The 20,623-nt window shown below is 44.0% G+C and carries 19 protein-coding genes; 11 read left to right on the top strand and 8 right to left on the bottom strand.

Going from position 1 to position 20,623, the window contains the following annotated elements:
- Positions 1-73 precede the first annotated feature (73 nt).
- From IM475_RS04150 to IM475_RS04170, 5 genes are all read left to right on the top strand, one after another.
- Positions 74-502, top strand: a complete 429-nt coding sequence (locus tag IM475_RS04150; RefSeq protein WP_271925585.1) for a putative toxin-antitoxin system toxin component, PIN family — start codon at positions 74-76, stop codon at positions 500-502.
- A complete protein-coding gene (locus IM475_RS04155; protein ID WP_004162257.1) occupies positions 499-744 on the top strand; it encodes a YlcI/YnfO family protein in 246 nt (81 codons plus the stop codon). The genes IM475_RS04150 and IM475_RS04155 overlap by 4 nt, the downstream gene beginning before the upstream one ends.
- A 77-nt stretch (positions 745-821) precedes the next feature.
- A complete protein-coding gene (locus tag IM475_RS04160; protein ID WP_002746508.1) occupies positions 822-1,418 on the top strand; it encodes a GUN4 domain-containing protein in 597 nt (198 codons plus the stop codon).
- 212 nt (positions 1,419-1,630) lie between these two features.
- Entirely contained in the window at positions 1,631-2,206 is a 576-nt protein-coding gene (locus IM475_RS04165) for a Uma2 family endonuclease (protein WP_287726778.1), read from the top strand.
- Positions 2,207-2,278: 72 nt separating this feature from the next.
- Positions 2,279-3,088 (top strand): DNA adenine methylase, encoded by an 810-nt coding sequence (locus tag IM475_RS04170; RefSeq protein WP_287726779.1) that lies wholly within the window; start codon positions 2,279-2,281, stop codon positions 3,086-3,088.
- 236 nt (positions 3,089-3,324) lie between these two features.
- Here IM475_RS04170 and IM475_RS04175 read toward each other — a convergent pair whose 3' ends face one another.
- The 6 genes from IM475_RS04175 to IM475_RS04200 all read right to left on the bottom strand — a co-directional run bounded on the left by IM475_RS04175 (position 3,325) and on the right by IM475_RS04200 (position 10,974).
- Positions 3,325-5,031, bottom strand: coding sequence for a family 2A encapsulin nanocompartment cargo protein cysteine desulfurase (locus IM475_RS04175; RefSeq protein ID WP_287726780.1), 1,707 nt, complete (start codon positions 5,029-5,031; stop codon positions 3,325-3,327).
- Positions 4,997-5,929 (bottom strand): family 2A encapsulin nanocompartment shell protein, encoded by a 933-nt coding sequence (locus IM475_RS04180; RefSeq protein ID WP_002750434.1) that lies wholly within the window; start codon positions 5,927-5,929, stop codon positions 4,997-4,999. Before IM475_RS04180 ends, IM475_RS04175 begins: the two co-directional genes overlap by 35 nt.
- Before the next feature lie 76 nt (positions 5,930-6,005).
- The gene (gene epsC / locus IM475_RS04185) at positions 6,006-6,965 is read right to left on the bottom strand and encodes a serine O-acetyltransferase EpsC (protein WP_287726781.1); all 960 of its coding nucleotides are present in this window, start codon (positions 6,963-6,965) and stop codon (positions 6,006-6,008) included.
- Complete coding sequence (gene cysK / locus IM475_RS04190) at positions 6,962-7,942, bottom strand: cysteine synthase A (protein ID WP_287726782.1); 981 nt, start codon at positions 7,940-7,942, stop codon at positions 6,962-6,964. The genes epsC and cysK overlap by 4 nt, the downstream gene beginning before the upstream one ends.
- Before the next feature lie 505 nt (positions 7,943-8,447).
- On the bottom strand, positions 8,448-9,305 hold the full coding sequence (locus IM475_RS04195) for a glycosyltransferase (protein ID WP_287726783.1): 858 nt from the start codon (positions 9,303-9,305) through the stop codon (positions 8,448-8,450).
- Between the two features lie 64 nt (positions 9,306-9,369).
- Positions 9,370-10,974, bottom strand: coding sequence for a glycosyltransferase 87 family protein (locus tag IM475_RS04200; protein ID WP_287726784.1), 1,605 nt, complete (start codon positions 10,972-10,974; stop codon positions 9,370-9,372).
- Between the two features lie 285 nt (positions 10,975-11,259).
- Between IM475_RS04200 and IM475_RS04205 the strand changes: the two genes are divergently transcribed.
- Positions 11,260-12,918 carry an ArnT family glycosyltransferase gene (locus tag IM475_RS04205; protein ID WP_287726785.1) on the top strand — a complete coding sequence of 553 codons (1,659 nt, stop codon included), beginning with the start codon at positions 11,260-11,262 and terminating at the stop codon, positions 12,916-12,918.
- Positions 12,915-13,880: a glycosyltransferase family 2 protein gene (locus IM475_RS04210; RefSeq protein WP_287726786.1), complete on the top strand. Its 966-nt coding sequence runs from the start codon at positions 12,915-12,917 to the stop codon at positions 13,878-13,880. The genes IM475_RS04205 and IM475_RS04210 overlap by 4 nt, the downstream gene beginning before the upstream one ends.
- Before the next feature lie 45 nt (positions 13,881-13,925).
- Here IM475_RS04210 and IM475_RS04215 read toward each other — a convergent pair whose 3' ends face one another.
- Complete coding sequence (locus IM475_RS04215) at positions 13,926-14,291, bottom strand: DUF1815 family protein (RefSeq protein ID WP_287726787.1); 366 nt, start codon at positions 14,289-14,291, stop codon at positions 13,926-13,928.
- Between the two features lie 911 nt (positions 14,292-15,202).
- Between IM475_RS04215 and rpe the strand changes: the two genes are divergently transcribed.
- On the top strand, positions 15,203-15,910 hold the full coding sequence (gene rpe, locus IM475_RS04220) for a ribulose-phosphate 3-epimerase (RefSeq protein ID WP_002736739.1): 708 nt from the start codon (positions 15,203-15,205) through the stop codon (positions 15,908-15,910).
- A gap of 48 nt (positions 15,911-15,958) precedes the next feature.
- On the opposite strand, the gene hisN is transcribed toward rpe, so the two are convergent.
- The gene (gene hisN, locus IM475_RS04225) at positions 15,959-16,765 is read right to left on the bottom strand and encodes a histidinol-phosphatase (RefSeq protein WP_287726788.1); all 807 of its coding nucleotides are present in this window, start codon (positions 16,763-16,765) and stop codon (positions 15,959-15,961) included.
- Between the two features lie 313 nt (positions 16,766-17,078).
- Between hisN and IM475_RS04230 the strand changes: the two genes are divergently transcribed.
- The 3 genes from IM475_RS04230 to hypF are packed head-to-tail and all read left to right on the top strand — an operon-like array spanning position 17,079 to position 20,553.
- Positions 17,079-17,531 carry a hypothetical protein gene (locus IM475_RS04230; protein ID WP_287726789.1) on the top strand — a complete coding sequence of 151 codons (453 nt, stop codon included), beginning with the start codon at positions 17,079-17,081 and terminating at the stop codon, positions 17,529-17,531.
- 52 nt (positions 17,532-17,583) lie between these two features.
- Positions 17,584-18,258: an ATP-dependent Zn protease gene (locus tag IM475_RS04235; RefSeq protein WP_287660655.1), complete on the top strand. Its 675-nt coding sequence runs from the start codon at positions 17,584-17,586 to the stop codon at positions 18,256-18,258.
- 27 nt (positions 18,259-18,285) lie between these two features.
- Positions 18,286-20,553 (top strand): carbamoyltransferase HypF, encoded by a 2,268-nt coding sequence (gene hypF, locus IM475_RS04240; protein ID WP_287726790.1) that lies wholly within the window; start codon positions 18,286-18,288, stop codon positions 20,551-20,553.
- The last annotated feature ends 70 nt before the right edge of the window (positions 20,554-20,623 follow it).

The following is a 20,623-nucleotide window of genomic DNA, read 5'->3' on the forward strand; positions in this document are numbered from 1 at the left end:
CCACGCTATTTTTGTTCTGTGATGATAAAGTTAAGATGTAACTGTACCAATAATCATCGTTGCCCAGTTGCGAATGTCGTTACCTCAGATTGTTATTGATACCAATGTCATTATTGCTGGATTAAGATCTAGGCGTGGAAGTGCGTTTCAACTTCTTAGCCTTATAGGTACAGGAAAATTTGATATGCACTTATCTGTTCCTCTCGTCTTGGAATATACAGATGTCCTATTGCGGGAGTTGCCCAATCTCTATTTAAGTCGAGAAGAAGTAGATGACTTAATTGATTTCTATTGCTCGGTGGGGATACCTCATAAAATTTTCTTCCTGTGGCGACCATTTCTGCGTGATCCCAAAGACGATATGGTATTGGAGCTTGCAGTTAAAGCAGGATGTCAGAGTATAATCACATATAACACCCGTGACTTTGCTGGTGTTGAGCAATTTGGTTTATCTCTGCTTGAGCCTTCAGGTTTCCTACGATTAATAGGTAAGTTACCATGAGTACCATCCAAGTTCAAATTCCCGACTCATTACAGAAAAGTTTAGATGATCTAGCGGCTCGTGATGGAATTTCGATCGATCAATTTATCTCTACTGCGATCGCTGAGAAACTTTCAGCGTTGATGACAGAAAATTACCTAATAGAAAGGTCCAAAAAGGGAAGTCGAGAAAAGTATCAGGCAATCTTAACAAAAGTTCCCGATGTTGAGCCAGAAGCCTATGACCGGCTGCCGACTGTCTGACATATCACTGCACCCGACTTTCTGCTAGACTTTGACAAGGCGGGTGAGTTCAACCGTTTGACTAGCTGAGAGACTGTATGTCTGGGAAAAAGTTAGGTATTCATACTACTATCGAAATTGTAGCTTTTCTATCAGCTTTGGCTACAATTATGGGTTTTGTCTATTTTTTCTATGATCGCCACTTTGTAACTTGTAAACCTATGGAGGGATTTTCGTCAAACAGAGATGCTTATTATTCATGTCTTCGTAAACTGCTTAAAGAAAATAGGTGGGAGGACGCTAATAGAGAGACTCTAAGACTAATGTTGCAAACGGTCAATAGAGAAGGAGAAGGATTTATAGATACAAAAACTATGAAAGAATTTCCTTGCAAAGATTTGTTGATTATTGAAGATTTGTGGTCAAAAGCAAGTCAAGGCAGATTTGGCTTTGATACTCAGCAAAAAATATGGAAAAGTGAAGGCGGTGAACCCTATTTAACTGATGAGAATTCAGAGGCTTACCATAGGTTTCGCAGTGCAGTGGGATGGAAAAAAGGAAAAGATCCTAACTTTTCTCTGAATGCTCCATATGGCCATTTACCAATATTAGGATCTCATGGAAAAATAGGAGGAATTGCAAACACATATCGAATTGCAGAGTGTCTAGAAAAGAAAGAGTGGGAAGCGCCATAACCAAGGTGAGAGCATCTCAAATGCTATTGACAATTGGCCAATTTTGTGATCCCCGTGGGCATTTCCAGTGATACCAGTCAGTTAGAATAGTTAAGAAATCGACCCATTTGATTGAGAGGGCAAATTCTCCTCAAATATACCTGAATCGTCGGTAAGCAACCCAGATAAAGTTCATTTATAATAAAGTCACAAAAAAACCTTTGCTTGAACCGATGACGACTTCCTTGACTGAGAGTCTCACCCTTGAAGATTTCCTCAAATTGCCATATTTGGAGGATTCTCCAGCATGGGAATACTTGCATGGAGTCGCAATTCAGAAACCCATGCCTAAGACTCGACACTCTATCCTGCAAAAATGTCTTTTAGCTGCGGTTGACAGCCATACTGTTGATTATACAGCTTTACCTGAGTTGCGATGTACCTTCGGCGAGCGTTCGATCGTTCCTGATGTGGCGGTAATTGCATGGAATCGAATTAACCTCAATCAAGCAGGTGAACCAGAGGACGACTTTAGGGAAGCACCTGATTGGACTATCGAAATTCTTTCACCAGATCAAAAGGTAAACCGTGTAATTGACAACATTCTACATTGTTTAAAACATGGCAGTAAATTAGGATGGATGCTTGATCCAGATGATTATTCTGTTTTAATGTTTACTCCCCAACAAGAGCCGGAAGTTTGCAGAGGGGATCACCAACTTAAGGTAATTGCAGGGGTTGAGTTGACACTGACTCCACAACAAATCTTTGCCTGGCTAAAAGTTGGTCAAGCTAGACAAAGTAAGTAGAAGTCTGGGGAGAAGCACAAGAACTAACTTGGTCGTTAGACGAAATTCAATAATAAACGGATTTAGTATAAAATGTCAAAAATTAAAAGTCCCTTGCGTTATCCCGGGGGGAAATCCCGGGCAATTAAGCAAATTCTGCCCCAAATTCCTGTGAATATTAGGGAATATCGAGAACCTTTTTTTGGTGGTGGTTCTGTGTTTTTTGCTGTTAAGCAACTCTTTGGACAACAAATAAAAACCTATTGGATTAATGACTTAAATTATGATTTATATTGTTTCTGGCAATGCGCTCAAGAAAATATTGAGTTATTGGTAGCAAAAATAACAGAAATTAAACAGAAATATGATAGCGGGCGAGAATTATTTCAAGATTTGACAAGGGAAGATTTAAAGTTAACCGACTTTGAGAAAGCAGTGCGTTTTTTTATCTTAAATCGGATTACTTTTTCGGGAACAGTGGATTCGGGGGGTTATTCCCAAGCGGCTTTTACCAGTAGATTTACTGATTCATCAATTGCCAGATTAACTCAAATTGCGCCGTTATTAGCATCGGTAAAAATTACTAACCAAGACTACGAAGAATTATTATTTGCTGAGGGAAAAGAAGTTTTTATCTTCCTCGATCCCCCCTACTATAGTGCCACAAAATCCCGTTTGTACGGCGTAAGAGGGAATTTACATACCAGCTTCGATCATCAACGTTTTGCCGATAATATGCGTCAATGTCAGGCTAAATGGTTAATTACCTACGATGATTGTCCAGAGATACGAAACCTCTTTAATTTTGCCCATATTATCGAGTGGAATCTTCAGTATGGCATGAATAACTATAAACAAGGATCGGCGGCATCTGGTAGAGAATTAATGATCAAAAATTATTAGTGCCAGATTGTAGTGGAGTATTTATCTACCATAATTTAGCCGGCATTATTGATGAAGATTTGGAAAAATCCTCATCAGCCTTCCTAGGAAAGTCAGACAAATCCGTTTTTAATAGGATGATTAACTCCAATCCAACTTGAAAAACCCGCTCCCCACCCTCCTATACATTTTAAATAGGTGGCAGTTCAGGGGGAACTGGAATAGGTGTACAAGCTGCCGCACCTATTCCAGTCAGTTTATTCGTGTTGCAAACGTTCCAACGCAGCCACCAGCGCATCCACCTCGGCTTTAGTATTGTAGAAAGCCAAGGAAGGGCGCACCGTTGCCTCGATACCAAAGCGTCGCAGAATGGGTTGAGCGCAGTGATGGCCTGCCCGCACGGCAATCCCTTCCCGGTTCAGGGCCTGTCCAATAACTTCCACATCAAATCCCTCCAGCACAAAGGAAAGCACGGCAGCCTTATCGGCCGCCGTCCCAATCAAACGCAGGCCCGGAATGGTTGTCAGTCCCGCAGTGGCGTACTCCAGAAGTTCATGCTCGTAATTGGCAATGGTGGCCAAACCAATCTGCTGAACATAATCCAAGGCCGTCCCTAAGCCAACGGCATCGGCAATATTGCCCGTTCCGGCCTCGAAGCGAGTGGGAGCCGCCTGATACACGGTGCGCTCAAACGTCACATCCACGATCATGTTGCCGCCGCTTTGCCAGGGAACCGTGGCATTCAACAGGTCTTCTTGACCATAAAGTACCCCGATCCCTGTGGGACCAAAGACTTTATGCCCGGAAAAGACGAACCAATCACACCCTAATTGTTGAACATCGATCGGAATGTGGGAAACCGATTGAGCGCCATCTAACAAGACTTTAGCTCCGACCCGATGGGCTAAGTCAATGATTTGTTTGGCGGGGGTAATGGTTCCCAAGGCATTGGAAACATGGGAAAAGGCCACCAGTTTTGTGCGGGAGTTGAGTAATTGTTGGTACTCTGCCAGTAAAATCTGCCCGTGGTCATCCACGGGGACAACCCGCAACTTTGCTCCCGTTTGGGCGGCTAGTTGCTGCCAAGGCACAATATTGGCATGGTGTTCCAGATGGGTGAGGACAATCTCATCCCCCGCTTGCAGGGTTTGTTGTCCCCAGCTTTTTGCCACCAGATTAATGCCTTCCGTTGTCCCCCGCACGAAAATGATTTCGTTGGCAGATGAGGCATTGAGAAAACGGCGTACCGTTTCTCTGGCCGCTTCGTAAGCATCTGTGGAGCGAGCCGCTAATTCATGGGCGGCACGATGCACATTGGAATTTTCATGGCTGTAGAAATGAACGAGGCGATCGATGACTGCTTGGGGCTTTTGAGTTGTTGCGGCATTGTCGAACCAGATCAAGGGTTTGCCATTCACCCGTTCTTGCAGGATGGGAAAATCCTGGCGAATGGTATGAACATCAAAGAAGCTAGGTCTTTGAACGCTTCGCCCGCTTGCCTGGGGGACAAAAAGGGGATCGATCGCTGGGACTTGAACAAGCTGTTCAGGCTTGGCCACTACCGCCGGAAGGTCGGGGATTTTTGTTTCTAACTCCTCAATGAAGTAGAAAGAGGGGGTTGCTAAGGGTACAGCCAAGGGTTTACCCTGAGCTACGTCGAAGGGAACTGTGGGCCGTTCGCCCACAGTAGCTGGGGAGGTTGCTGCGGCGGATGGCACCAGATAATCCCGATCTGTACTCAACCCCTTCGCCACCTCGGCCTTAAGGTCGTGCCGTTGTAGTTCTTGAATTATCGTCTGGGCGAGATGCTCAAGAAGGTCAGGTTGGAATAAGGGGTTAAGAGAAATGTTCTCGACCTCAGTTGGGGCAGTGGTGGGCGGGGATACAGAGGGTAGATTCCCCGCCGCCTTTTCAGGGATCAGTTCGGGGTTAGTCATAGTCGTAGATGTGGTATTGGTTGACATCAACGTTCTCCAGTACGGCCGCCGCATCGTCGGTCAACACTGCCAACGAACAGTAGAGGGAGACCAGGTAAGAGGCGATCGCCTTGCGACTAATCCCCATAAATCGCACCGACAAGCCAACTCCCTGTTGACCGGGTAAATTGGGCTGATAGAGACCGACCACCCCTTGACGGCTTTCTCCTACCCGCAATAACAAAATATTGGTTTTGCCTTGTTCATTCACGGCCAACTTATCGGAAGGAATCAAAGGCACGCCCCGCCAGGTAATAAACTGAGAGCCAAATAATGACACCGTAGCGGGGGGTACACCCCGTCGGGTTGCTTCTCGGCCAAAGGCCGCGATCGCTTTAGGATGGGCGAGGAAAAATGCCGGTTCCTTCCACACCTTCACCAGCAACTCATCCAAATCGTCCGGCGTGGGCGCACCATTGCGAGGTTGCACTTTCTGGGAATCAACAATATTGTTGAGCAATCCGTACTCATGGTTGTTGATCAACTCATTTTCTTGACGTTCCTTCAGGGTTTCGATCGTCAGGCGCAATTGTTCATGGATCTGATCGTGGGGACTGCTGTAGAGATCGGACACGCGAGTGTGAACATCCAGTACCGTATTCACCGCACTCAAGAAATACTCCCGGGGGGTCTCTTCGTAATCCACAAAGGTTTCGGGCAGCTCCCGCTCATCTCGTTCAGAGCAAGCCACCTCAACCCGGGAGGCATCCCTGACTTTATTGAGACGATAAATCCCGGCTTCAACGGGTAGCCAATGCAAGAGGCGAACGAACCACCGGGGTGAAATGGTCAATAACTGAGGAACGGTCTTTGTGGCATTGGCCAACTGCCGAGCGGCAGCATCTCCCAAAGCCAGTTGCAATTCATGATCTTGGGTATAGGTCATTGATTTAAATCCTCCAATTCAAAAAAAAGTAACAAAGCGACTGTTATGGCCGAACATTCACAGTCAGGACAGCCCCTCAAATTCCCGAGCCGTCATCAAACATTTCCTGTCGTAGTTGCGCCTGGGAGACAAAACCCCCCGGCGGCACACTGCGGGTTAACCAAACATTTCCACCGATGGTGGCGCCCCGACCGATAGTTACCCGACCGAGAATCGTTGCACCTGAGTAAATCACCACATCATCTTCAATAATCGGATGACGGGCTTGACCTTTGATTAAACTGCCCGATTCGTCCCGGGGAAAACTTTTCGCGCCGAGCGTGACCGCTTGGTAAAGGCGCACGCGGTCGCCAATCACCGTGGTGGCCCCAATCACCACCCCCGTCCCATGATCGATAAAGAAGCTATTGCCGATCGAGGCCCCGGGGTGAATGTCAATCCCCGTTAAGGAATGACCAATTTCACTGATAATCCGCGCCAACAGGGGCGAGTCCAACCGATACAGGGCATGGGCAATGCGGTGGTAAGTGATTGCCGTTACCCCGGGGTAACAAAACAATACTTCATCTAAATTTCTGGCCGCCGGATCACCTCGATAGGCCGCCGTGATATCGGTTTCCAGTAGAGCCTTCAGATGGGGTAATTGAGTGGCAAAGGCTTGTACCGTTCCTTGGGCGTGCTTCTCAATCTGGTCTGACGACCAGTGCAACTGCGACCCCAGCAACCACTGTTCACGACAAACTTGGTGATGCAGCAGTTGTAGGACTTCATTGAGGGTATGACCGATAAAATAGCGGCTGGACGTTTCGCCTAAATCGGGATTGCCAAAGTGATAGGGAAAGAGAACGGCACGCAGTCGATCGACAATCCGAAATAAGGCCTCACGGGAGGGCAAGGGAAAATGGCTTCGTGATTGATACCAACTGTGGAACGACTCGCCACGAGGTTTGGACAATTGAGTGATAATCTCATCGAGATCCAAGGACAAGGTGGGTTGGGAGAGAGCGCTGGAACCGCTCGGATGCTCGCTCGTCATGCCACTAACCCTTGCTCATTAAATACCCCTTGGAATAGGATGGAACTCAAGTACCGTTCTCCGGAATCTGGCAAAATCACGACAATGGTTTTGCCTTGGTGTTCGGGTTGTTGTGCCAAACGAGCGGCGACGGCGACGGCGGCACCGCAGGAAATGCCGGAGATAATCCCTTCTTCCTTGGCCAACCGTTGGGCATAAAGAATGGCCTCTTCGTTGGAAACGGTTTCAATCCCATCCACGAGGGATAAATCCAGAACTTCGGGAACAAACCCCGCCCCAATGCCCTGAATTTTGTGGGGGCCGGACTTTAAGGGCTGACCTGCCCGGGCTTGGGATAGTACCGGGCTGGCTTCTGGCTCCACCGCTACCGATAAAATCGGTTTTCCTTGGGTCTTTTTGATATAGCGCGAAACTCCCGTAATGGTTCCGCCCGTTCCCACACCCGACACGAGAATATCGATCGCCCCATCTGTGTCCTGCCAAATTTCGGGGCCGGTGGTTTCCTCATGGATGCGGGGATTGGCCGCATTACGGAACTGTTGCAACAACACATAGCGATCGGGATTAGATGCGGCAATTTCTTCTGCCTTTGCCACCGCTCCGGTCATGCCCTTGGTCCCTTCTGTTAACACCAGATTGGCTCCATAGGCGAGCAACAGTTTGCGCCGCTCCAAGCTCATGGTTTCAGGCATGGTCAGGGTCAGGGGAATCCCCTTAGCGGCGGCCACAAAGGCTAGGGCAATGCCTGTATTGCCACTGGTGGGTTCCACCAGTTCTTTGCCCGGCCCCAATAATCCCCGTTGTTCCGCATCCCAGATCATGGCCGCACCAATACGACATTTGACTGAATAGGCTGGATTGCGACCTTCAATCTTGGCCAGAACCGTGGCGTGACTGTTGCCAACGACTCGATTAAGGCGCACTAGAGGAGTCCGCCCGATCGACAAACTGTTATCTGCGAACCATTTCTTACTCACAAAATGGCAACTCCATGATCAAAATACGACAGTTCACCAGATTGGCTCATCTTGAATTCATTTGAAATTCATTTTGAATCCATTTACAATTCATCTTAGCCTACGCACTATCAACCTCTGGTCAAGCTAAACAAATCTTTATAATTAGGGGTTGCTGAATAAATCTAAAAACCTTGTTGGATAATATCTTTAGGCTTTTTTGAAATCAAAAAGTGCCCGCCATGGGAGTGGTCGGGGGGAAAATTCAGGTACTTTTTCCCCGAAAATTAGGTAATTGACCCTCTGAAAACGGGTAAAACCCTACACCCTACACCCCACACCCCACACCCTACCCCCACGAAAAACTTTTTGCCGCAAACCCTAATTAGGGGGGGTAGGCGATCGCTGTGGTTGAAGAATCAAGGTATAGGAGGGCGGGAAGTGGAGATAAGCCACTCGCCGCTCTCCTATAGCTTTTAAACAGGATTGAGCAAGAATAATGCCTGAAGCCGCAAAACTAAGGGGTTCAACCTAGTCGCAGTTTAGTGATAATTCTTTGACCATAGAGTTGAATTCCTTCTAACTTAGCTAGGGAGAATTTGGGTTTAATGGGAAGGATCAGTAAAGACATAAAACTCATCCGCAGCAAGCGATAAACAAGGATAGTTAAAGTCGTATGTTTTTCGAGACTGAGAAGATAACTATAGATATTATGAGTTAGTCTTAGATAACCATAGCGACGGGTGATAGAAGATGGTTCATGAATAATTTTAATCTGATTGGTAACAACGACTAAATAGCCTTGATTTGCGTATCTTCGGGAAAAATCAAAGTCTTCGTAGTAGAGAAAGTAATCGGGATCAAAATGGGGACAAGTGGAAAAATTCGAGAAGTTAATTAATAAACTGCATCCCGTCACCCAGTCGGGAATTAGATAGGGTTTATCTCGATAGTCTAAGGATTCCTCCACCACGTTAATTGTGCCGATTTTAGCATTAAATTTTCCCCAACCAAACCAGATTTTACCATCCGGTTCGTAAATTTCTGTACCAGCGATGGCAACTTCGGGATATTGCTGAAAAAATTTGCTGGCTTTCTCCAGAGAGTCCGGTAATAAGTAAGCGTCGGGATTAACTAACCAAACGATAGCTTCTCTGTCTTGTTGATAAATCCAATTAAGTCCCAGATTACATCCTTTCCCAAATCCTAAATTTTCCCCCGCTTCAATAATCTTGACTCTTTCCGATGCTAAAGATTGGATATTTTTATCTTCAGTGGAATTGTTAATAATGATGAGAGTAGCAGATAAATCATCGTCGAGGGAAGCGATTAAACGCTGAATTAATTCCGCGCAATTGTAGTTAACGGTCAATATATAAATCATTACAGATAAAAGGTAGGAGTCACTGGTAATTAAAAATCGTTAGAGAATAGCTTTTCCGTGCTAATTACTTTTTTTGGAGACGACAGAGATTAAAATTTTCAATTTTACTAGGAAAGGGTTGACAATTTTGGAAATCAATAACGAGATTTTCTTTAGCCAAATCTTCCACTATATCAGGGGATTTTTTATTAAAGTCCGTCTGGAGAATGTAGAGAGATTCTGGGGGAGTATTAGCAATAAATGTCTCGGCATTTTTTCGCATTAAAGTTCCCTCACTGACTCCCATATTCCCTCGCAATCGCACAAAACGAGTCGAAGCGGGAAAATGGGGAACTAGATAACCCGTTCCTTCATCTCCCCAGATAACAATCGTGGAATTTTCGTAGGGTTTTAATGCTTGACTATCGATACCAAAATAATTATCTGACCATCCCATTCTCCACCAGTCTAAGGGTTTGACTGTAGCGGCAATTAAGGCAAAAATAGCGATAGATATTATAAAAACTGTCCTTTTATGAGGATAAAGATAGGCAATAATCAGGATAATTAAAACCGGTGTGATTAACTCTAGAACCATCAGATAACGATAAATAGAAAACCCCTTTAACCAGATCAGATAGGCACTACAATAAAAAGGTAGTAAAAATCCGAGAATGGGTAAATGGACTAAATTATTTTTTTGCTCTAGAGAACGGCGAGAGGTGTAGCGATAAATAATTACTCCCAGAAGAATAACAATTAAAAGATAGGCAATAGCAAAACGAGTCTCTTTAAATTTTACCTCAGCCACTAGGGTTTGTTCCTGCACAAAATAAAAGGGATAAAATAAAAATTGCCAAACATCTTTCGGTAAAAAGCGTACATCTTGCAGGTTAAAATCTGTTTCGATGTAGGGAGATTGAAAAATTTTGTTGAAGAAGGGAAAAAGGGGATTAGCAAAATTAGTCCACATCAGGATTATCCAATAACCCATCGTCAGGGAAAATCCCACAGCCATAGAGAGAATTAAGGACAGAAGATTACGCAGCTTTTCCCTGATGGTATTGGTTAAAAAACTAATCGCCACGATTAAACTGATACTATACAGTGCCGTGGTCAATTTTAGTCCTGTTGCTAGTCCGAAAAGCAATCCTGCAAAAATTATAGTTTTAACCTTAACCGGTTGATTACGACCAAGACAAGCGATAATTAAAAATAATCCTGCCAAAACAAAAACACTGCTGGTACTATCGCCGATACTGGTTCCCAACTCTGATAGAAAAGCTGCCCCAAAAATACTGATAATTGCTGCTGCTACGCTTAAAGTTATCTTGTATCTTTCGCCAACTTTATCGAAGGATTGATAAGTGATTAAATGAACCAACCACTGATTTAAACCGTGAAATCCTCCCAAGAAAAACCCGACCACCACAGGAGGTAGTTTTAAGTAATGGATAGCAACGAAAAAAGGAACATCCATCAGAGGATTAAAGAAAGTTTGTATCTGTGCTGGGAGGACATCATACTTAAAACGTCCCGTTAATAACATATAAGGATTATAAAAATGATAATTGCGTAAATCCCAACTAACATCTTGACCTAAGATAACTGAGATAATCCCTAATCCGATAAAATAAACTACTGCCCAGAAGAGGGGATGAGTCAGGGTGAACCGTTTTAATAATGCCATAATTTAATCAATAATTTTGGTGACTTCGACGAGAAAACTAAACCCAATAGGACTGTTTACCTTCGGCAAAAGCCAATCAGTTATTAGTTTTTATTGTGCCATTAGACTAATTACTAGCTCTGGGACGAGTCGGCCTTTTAGCTGATAGCTTTTTACTTGATATACCATGTTTGGCTAACAAATACAAACGGAAACTTTTCACTCCCAAAAACGTCTTTGGGCGAGTTGACCAAATTTTGATACACTAAGGTGATAAAATTGCCCACCATACTGACTCGATCGCCCATGAAGTCCAGAAAAGGGTTAATCTCGGTCAAGCAAGCTTATCTAAAAATTCTATCGGTCATCCTAGTGCTGGCGATAATTGGTTTATCGGTAGTCGGAAACTATGGTATCACTTGGGACGAACCGATCGAAGTGGATATGGTCAATCATAATCTCGAATATATCCGAGAAAACAAGCCCATATCAGAAATGTCGCGTCATTACGGCTTTTATTTTAACTACATCTCCCAACTTATCTATGAAACCAAAGAAAATTTTTTCCCTGCTACCCCCAATCTTCCCCCCAATCCCACTGATAAGGATGAATGGCTATCGAGGATCTGGCAAATAACCCGGGTTAAGCACGTCGTCACCTTTCTTTTTTCCCTGATTACCTATCTATCGGTGGTGGGAATCGTCGCTATCCTAGCAGGAATCGAATCTGCTTGGTTAGGTGCGCTAATTTTAGCCCTATTTCCCGCTTTTTGGGGTCATAGCTTCTTTAATCCCAAAGATATTCCCTTTGCAGCCATGTTCACCCTCGGAACCTTCGCCGGTTCCCTATTGCTAGATAAATATTTTCGATCCGAAAATCAGGCTATTAAACTAGGATTTAACCGTTTAACCGTTTATTCTTGCCTCTACGGGATTCTCGCTGGTTTAATCACCGGAATTCGCATCGGTGGCTTTTTTATCCTCTTTTATCTCATCTTCGCCCATCTGGTGGCCCGATGGAATTTAAAAACAATCCTCAAAACTCTCTGGCGTTTTCTGCCCCTATACGCAGTTATTATACTTTTTTGGGCAATAACCACCTATATAGTCTATCCTGCTGCTTGGAGAAACCCGATTACTTGGTTTATCGAAGCGATAACCCTCATGTCAAAGTATAACATCTGGGATAATACGGTTCTCTTTGACGGTCAAAATATCCCCGGTCGTTCCCTACCTTGGTACTATCTACCCCGGCTATTTTCCCTCACCACCCCCGTCCTCCTGCAAATCGCCGCCCTGGTCGGTGTAATTGGGATTTTGACAAAAATGACCAAATTAACGCCAACCCAGCGTGCTTGCGCCCTAATCACCGTACTCCAAGCGTTTTTACTGCCTACCGTTGCTATCCTGCGTCACTCTACCCTCTACGACGGCATCCGTCACTTTTTATTTGTCATTCCCGCCCTAGCAGCGATCGCAACTACGGCCATTATTTGGACATACCATAAACTCAAGCGAAAGTCAATAAAAATCTTTCTAACGACCCTGCTAATCCTCAACTTTAGCGTCATTGTCTATGACATGATTGGCCTGCATCCCTACGAATACACCTACTATAATCGCGCCTACGGAGGCTTAAAAGCGGCCCAAGGTCAACAGGAAACCGATTACTGGGGATTAAGTCTCAAAGAGGGGATGGAATGGCTTAATCAAAATGCCGCCGCTAACTCTACCATAGTCGTTGCCGGTCCGATGTTTGCGGCAGAAATGGTAGAGGATCACCAACGAAACTTTACGATGATCTATCGAGATGACTTTGCTTGGGGAAAGGCCGCCGACCCCGATTATTACATGGGTTTATCCCGATACGATTATTTCCAAGCTTTCCCCCATTGTCCCATTGTTCATGCCGTCCAACGTCAGGACACCCCCCTAACCATCATTAAACATTGTCGTCAGCCATGATCGAAATGACTGCTATTCCGCCGATTTCCCTGCAAAACTACCGTATCGCGGCGATTATTCCCTGTCACAACGAAGAACTAACGATCGCTAAAGTTGTCTCCCAATTTCAAACTTTTCTGCCAGAAGCGGCAATTTATGTCTATAACAACCGTTCTACCGATGATACCGTGACCGAGGCACTGAAAGCCGGGGCGATCGTTCGTCAGGAAATCCAACCGGGAAAAGGCAATGTTGTCCGGCGGATGTTTGCCGATATCGAGGCCGATATCTATATTCTTATTGATGGTGATGATACCTACGAAATTGCGGCAGTACGAGGCTTAATTGAACGAATGCTGCGGGAACAATTGGATATGGTCGTCGGTGCGCGTCGGGAAGCGGTAAAATCCTCCCAGGCTTATCGTCCCGGTCATCGCGCTGGTAATCTATTTTTAACAGGATTCGTTAAATTTCTGTTTGGAGCGCGTTTAATCGATATGCTCTCTGGTTATCGTGTCTTTTCCCGTCGTTTCGTCAAATCTTTTCCCGCTTTGTCCAATGGTTTCGAGATTGAAACCGAGTTAACTATCCACGCTTTAGAATTAAAAATTCCCTTCGCTGAAGAACCAACCCTCTACGGGGAACGTCCCGAAGGTTCCCAAAGTAAATTAAAAACCTTTCAAGATGGCTGGCGAGTATTGGGAACCGCTATCTTACTTTTTAAAGAAATTCGTCCTTTTCTCTTTTTTAGCCTTGTCTCGCTAATTTTAGCGGTTATTTCCCTTCTCTTAGCGATTCCCGTCCTGTTTGAATACCTCGAAACCGGCTTAGTGCCACGTTTTCCCACCGCTATTTTATCGGCCTCGATCATGCTTTTAGCCTTTTTAGGTTTGACCTGTGGCATGATCCTCGATTCCGTCTCCCGGGGACGCAAAGAGATGAAACGAATGGCTTATCTAGCTAACAGTTGGCTGAAAGGTTAGGGGGAAAAAGTTCACTAAACATACAGGTCTAGGTCACATCTGGGGTTAAACCGCCTCTAACCGTTGCAGCACGGAGGAGGGTTTTTTGTCAATAAATTCCGCCGGCGAAATTTGATATTTAATCAGATTGGCTAATTCCTGTAGTTGGCTGATAGCTTCCGCACCTTCGAGTTTCATTAACTCTCGATCATCGCGCATTTCTGTCCAAGTGATGCCGTAATCGGACACGAGAAACCGAATTAGATGGGTTTCACCCAATCCCACCATAAAGGATGCGCTGTTCATTTGACCGCCACAGGTATAGCAGGATGCTAGATAACCCTGATTTTCTAGTGCGATCGCTAAGGCCTGTAAATCCATGACTAAGTCTTTGACCAGTTGGCGATGCTGTTCTGCAAGTCGTTTAAACACAATTTTCCTCCTGATAACACTCCTCAATTATAAAACCTTAACACTTTTTTAAGATTCTTTCTTGAGAAAATAAGGTATGCGAACTAAGTTTTCGGCTCTTCTGGTTTCTGTGTGGAAACGAGGTCTATACTGATAGTCTCTTCCGCAAAATAGTCCTAAAAGTCTTGCTCAATAAGCACTTCAGGATTCTATAAGCAAAAATTATCACACAAAGTCGAGAAGAGCCAGTTTTCTTACGGATGTTAAGGTGATTTCCGAGAACAAATTTACCTTCGGCAGAGTTTAACAATGCCAAGCTCTGACAGCAGATAATTGATCGTCTGGTAATTTCTTTAGAGGAAATCACCTAAGTAACAAAATGTAAAGAACCCGATACCTAGAGTAGCGCGAATTCCTGAGATAGCCAAGTGTATGTAAGTACAAAGCCACCAGTTTATCCGTCTTTCCACCCCCTCGATGCCAACTATAGCGGTTTTCAGTCTAATAAGGTATAGTAAACCCCTTGATAGATAGGCGTTTCAGCGTTTCAATCGGGACTCACTTCTGTGAAAACCGCTATATTCCCATCATGCCTATTTTTAAAGTTTATGATCCAGTTTCGACAAAAAAGTTCGCAAATCTAGATTGACAATTACATAAACCTATGTCTCTATTCCGGATGAGGAGGGGGGGGAGTGGGAATTGTAAATTATGAATTATGAATTATGAAGTGGGGTGATGGGGTGTGGGGTGTGGGGAAAATAAATAAAAATAATCTCCTGTCTCCTGCCTCCTGTCTCCTGCCTTTTGCCTCCTGTCTCCTGACTCCTGACGACCGACTCCTGATCACTGATTACTGATTACTGATCACTGATCACTGATTGCTGATAAGATTGTTACGAAAATATAAACACGAAATTCTATAGTTAGCCATGACCCAAAACGGAAGCTCGAAGTCGATCGTTGTCTCTCCCTCGATCCTATCGGCGGATTTTAGTAAATTAGGAGCCGATATCGAGGCTGTGGATAAGGCAGGAGCCGATTGGATTCACGTTGATGTGATGGATGGTCGTTTTGTCCCGAATATCACCATTGGACCCCTGATTGTCTCCGCTATTCGTCCCTATACGAAAAAACCTTTAGATGTGCATTTAATGATCGTCGAACCAGAAAAATATGTGGCTGACTTTGCGAAAGCGGGTGCTGACATTATTTCTGTTCACGCTGAACATAATGCTTCTCCCCACCTCCATCGTACTCTTTGCCAAATCCGCGAACTCGGTAAACAAGCGGGTGTGGTATTAAATCCCTCCACTCCCCTAGATTTAATCGAATACGTGCTGCATTTGTGCGATTTAGTCCTAATTATGAGCGTTAACCCCGGTTTTGGTGGCCAGAGTTTTATCCCGGAAGTTGTCCCCAAAATCCGTCAATTACGCCAAATCTGCGATGAAAAAGGCTTGGATCCCTGGATTGAAGTGGATGGCGGCTTGAAACCGGCTAATACTTGGCAAGTTCTCGAAGCAGGTGCTAATGCGATCGTAGCAGGTTCGGCGGTATTTAATGCCCCCGATTACGCAGCAGCGATCGAAGGTATCCGTAACAGCAAACGTCCCCAACCTCAATTAGCCACCGTTTAATTGCCGCAGGGGTGGGTTAGCTGTTGACTAATTATCTTAGTATTGGCACTAACCCACTCTGCTGATTTGTTCTAAAACCTGCCGCCATAAACCGGAATTAGAGACGGCTAAAACTTCGCTAGAATCAGCTTTTAGGGGATTACCCGACCAATCGCTAATTATTCCGCCCGCACCTTCAATAATCGGGATTAAAGCACAAAAATCGTAGTATTTCAGGTCTGATTCTAGGATTACCATCGGCATGGCAGTGCAGCCGGTGGCTAACATCATATAGTTATAACAATCACCCCCAAAAGCGGTACGTTTGCAGACGCTTTGCAGCTGACGAGCGATCGCTTGTTGTCGTTCTGTGATAAACATTAAGGGGGTGGTGGAGGCTAAACAGGCATTTTTTAAGACAAGTTCCCGATCTTGACGGTAGGGATTAACAATCATCCGGTTATTATAAAGACTGGCTTTTCCCTTCACTCCTAACCAGCGATCGCCTAAAATCGGTTGATCGACAATTCCTAAAATCGGTTGATTTTCTGCCACTAGGCCGATTAAAGTCCCAAAAATCGGTAATCCCTTGACAAAAGAGGATGTGCCATCGATGGGATCCAACACCCAATAACGACCACTTTGGGAGGGAATATTGGCTCCTTCTTCCCTAATAACCCCATCTTCAGGCAATTCTCGCCGAATAATCGCCACCATCGCCTCCTCAGCTTCTCGATCAGCGATTGTTACTATTGAGGAAACTTGATCGAGTTTTGTCTCGGTTTCTAGATCAGGCTGCCGAAAATAGCGCCGGATAATCTCTCCAGACGCGTCCGCTAATTGATGAGCTAGTTGGATAGTGCGATCGATATTCATCAATAAAAGTTATCCATACAGGAAAACAATAATGTTTATTTATGGTAAAGGGGAAGTGGGGAATTATGAATTATGAATTATGAATTATCAGTGGGGAGATGGGGAGGTGGGAATTATGAATTATAAATTATGAATTATCAGTGGGGAGATGGGGGATTTAGCGGAAATTTCCCTATCACCCTAAATACCTATTGCGGCATCGAACCTAGAACTATCAATGGGTAACAGTTTGATTTTGACTCCATAATTAAATTAGTCAACGATCGACTCAATCTCAAGACGAGAAAAAATTAATCTATTAGGAGTTTAGCTGATGACGGCTTTTACGGAAAATGACCTAAAAAGGTTAGAAAATCTGATTATCAATGGACAAAAAGCGATCGAAACTCGTTTAACCTCTCTGGAGAATGGACAAAAAGCGATCGAAACTCGTTTAACCTCTTTGGAGAATGGACAAAAAGCGCTCGAAACTCGTTTAACCTCTCTGGAGAATGGACAAAAAGCGATCGAGAATAGCGTCGGAGAGATCAAAAGAGAAATTCAGGTCCTAGAGATAGGACAGACGGAAATTAAGGGAGAAATCAGGACTTTAGACGCAAAAATCACCGGTTTAAATGAAAGAGTGCAACTCATCGAGGCATCCGTGGGAAAAATTCCCGATTTAGCTGAAAAAATTGGGGAGGTAAAAAACTGGAAACAGATCGGTATATCGATTGTGACTGCTTTTGTGGGTGGGGTAATTGGTTGGTTAATTCGGGGAAAATAAAACTAGGCAATGTAACATAGTATTAAGCATTTGTATATTTTTATTAATTTTTATGGAACAGACAGCTTTAAATCTGATCGCGATTACCGTTTTTTCGATCACTCTTTCCGTATTTGTCACCCCTTTGCTGTCTATTTCGCCTTTTATTCCCGCTTTGGCTACTTTTAGCCTCTTGGGATTAGTCACCGTTGATACTCTCACCTTTAATAACCGAGGCGTGACTTTACTACTGGATGCTCTTTCTCCCAGTAAACACCGTCAAAGAGTTATTTACCACGAAGCCGGACATTTTCTCGCCGCTTATATTTTGGGTATTCCGATCGCCAGTTATAGTTTGACCGCTTGGGAAGCCTTTCGTCAAGGCCAAGAGGGAGTCGGCGGCGTTCAATTTGATTTAGCAGATTTAGGGCAAAAAGTCAAGAACTTTACCGATTTTCCTGCTTTTTTAGAGAGAATTTCTACGGTGTGGATGGCGGGAATTGCTGCCGAAACCTTAGTTTATGGTAAAGCGGCAGGGGGAGAAAGCGATCGATTTTATCTGCAATCGGCCTTAAAATTAGCGGGGGTTCCTGAGAATAATTATGCCCAAAAAGAGCGCTGGAGTTTATTACAGGCAAAAACTCTTTTAGAAAAACAACAGACTGCCTATCAAGCTTTAGTGATAGCTATGGAAAACAGGGCCAGTGTGGAAGAATGCTGTCGGGTGATTAGCGAAAGTTTAGTATAACGGGAAAAGTAATCAGGGATGAATTTGATGTTTTCCCCGTTAAATTATCAATCCGATCAGCGATTAGCTTTAATTGTGCGCGGAGCAGTACAAGGGGTCGGTTTTCGTCCTTTTGTTTATCGATTAGCAACGGAATTAAACCTAACTGGTTGGGTGAATAATACAGCAGCGGGAGTTTTTATTGAAGTTGAGGGCAATCGAGACAAACTGGAAACTTTTTTGACTCGATTATCTTTAGAAAAACCACCTCAATCGCTAATTGAAAATATTGAGACTCAATGGTTAAATCCCGTCGGTTATCAAAACTTTAGCATACGTCCTAGCAGCGGCGGTGAAAAAAATACAATTGTTCTGCCCGATTTAGCCACTTGTCCCGATTGTTTAGCCGATATTTTTGACCCGAATAATCGTCGTTATCGCTATCCTTTTACTAACTGCACTAACTGCGGTCCTCGCTACAGTATTATCGAGAGTTTACCCTATGATCGCAGTGCCACAACTATGAGGGGTTTTAATCAGTGTCCCGAATGTCAAAGGGAATACGAAAACCCTCTGGATCGCCGTTTTCATGCCCAACCGAATGCCTGTCCTAGTTGCGGACCCCAAATCAGTCTTTTAGACAGTCAAGGAACTGTATTAGCGGAAAAAGATCAAGCTTTAATCGCCACCGCTAGAGCAATTAAACAGGGAAAAATTATAGCGATCAAAGGATTAGGAGGATTTCACCTAGTTGTCGATGCAAGAAATACGGAAGCAGTGCAAAAATTGCGACAACGCAAACAGCGACCAGATAAGCCTTTTGCCGTGATGTATCCTAATCTTGAGTTAGTGAAAAACCACGGTTATGTATCTTCTTTAGAATCGCAATTATTGCAGTCTCCTGCTGCGGCAATTGTCCTGATTAAACAGCAAAAAAATGATCTTTCTGCTGCCGTTTCTCCGGGTAATCCCTATCTAGGAGTCATGTTACCCTATACTCCCCTACATCATCTTTTATTGGCAGAATTAGGCTTTCCTGTTGTAGCAACCAGTGGTAATCTAGCCGATGAACCTATCTGTATTGAGGAAAAAGAAGCTTTAGAAAAATTGGGAACTATCGCCGATTTATTTCTAGTTCATAATCGTCCAATAGTTCGACCAGTGGATGACTCTATTATCAGGGAAATGGCGGGAAAAGCGATGATTTTGCGCCGGGCGCGGGGATATGCTCCCTTTCCCGTTAAAATTAATGAGGGAGATTTTCCCCCGATTCTGGCCGTGGGAAGTTATTTTAAAAATACCGTGGCTATCTACCAAAAAAATCAAGTTTTTATCAGTCAACATATCGGCGATTTAGATACGGTTAATGCCGTCAATCATTTTGAAAATATTCTCGATAGTTTAAAAAAATTATACGAGTTTGCACCCGAAGTTATTGCCTGTGATGCTCATCCTGAATATCTAGCGACCAAGTACGCTTATAGCTTAAATTTGCCCGTTATTCCCATTCAACACCATTACGCTCACGTTTTATCCTGCATGGCAGAACATCAGCTACAACCTCCGGTTTTAGGGGTTGCTTGGGATGGAACAGGATACGGTTTAGACGGCACAATTTGGGGGGGAGAGTTTATCCATATTGCTGCCGATTCTTGGCAGCGAGTCGCCCATTTTAAACCCTGGCCATTACCCGGAGGAGAAAAAGCGGTTAAAGAACCCAGACGAGTAGCTTTAGGATTACTAGAAGTTATGGAAAATACTGATAGGATAAAATCAGCTTTTAGTGAACAGGAATGGTCTATTTTTAGGCAAATGTTAACCAAAAAAATTAATTGTCCTTTAACTTCTAGTGTCGGGCGTTTGTTTGATGGCGTGGCGGCGATTCTAGGTTTATGTTATCAATTAAGTTTTGAGGGACAGGCAGCAATGCAGTTAGAATTTGCCCTTGAGAGCATTAAAACAGAGGAATATTATAATTTTTCTTTGTCCGCCGACTCACCCATAGTTATTGATTGGAATCAGATAATTTTAGGAGTTGTTGAGGATTTAGAAAAACAAGTACAAATCGGCATAATTGCCGCTAAATTTCATAATAGTTTAAGTGAGATTATTGTAGAAATTGCTCACCAAATAGGTAGAGAAAAAATTCTCCTGACGGGAGGCTGTTTTCAAAATCGTTATCTAACGGAAAGAACAATTAATCGCCTACAAGCTTCGGGATTTCAACCCTACTGGCAGCAAACTGTTCCCACTAATGATGGTGGTATTAGCCTTGGTCAAATTATCGGGGCTTTTTCTCAACTTAAACGGTTCTAGATAGGACAAAATTAACTTCTTGGTTAGGACAGGCAAGAGCTAGTTATAAACCACAGAGACACAAAGAACA

Source organism: Microcystis sp. M061S2 (assembly GCF_020245605.1).
Lineage (GTDB): Bacteria > Cyanobacteriota > Cyanobacteriia > Cyanobacteriales > Microcystaceae > Microcystis.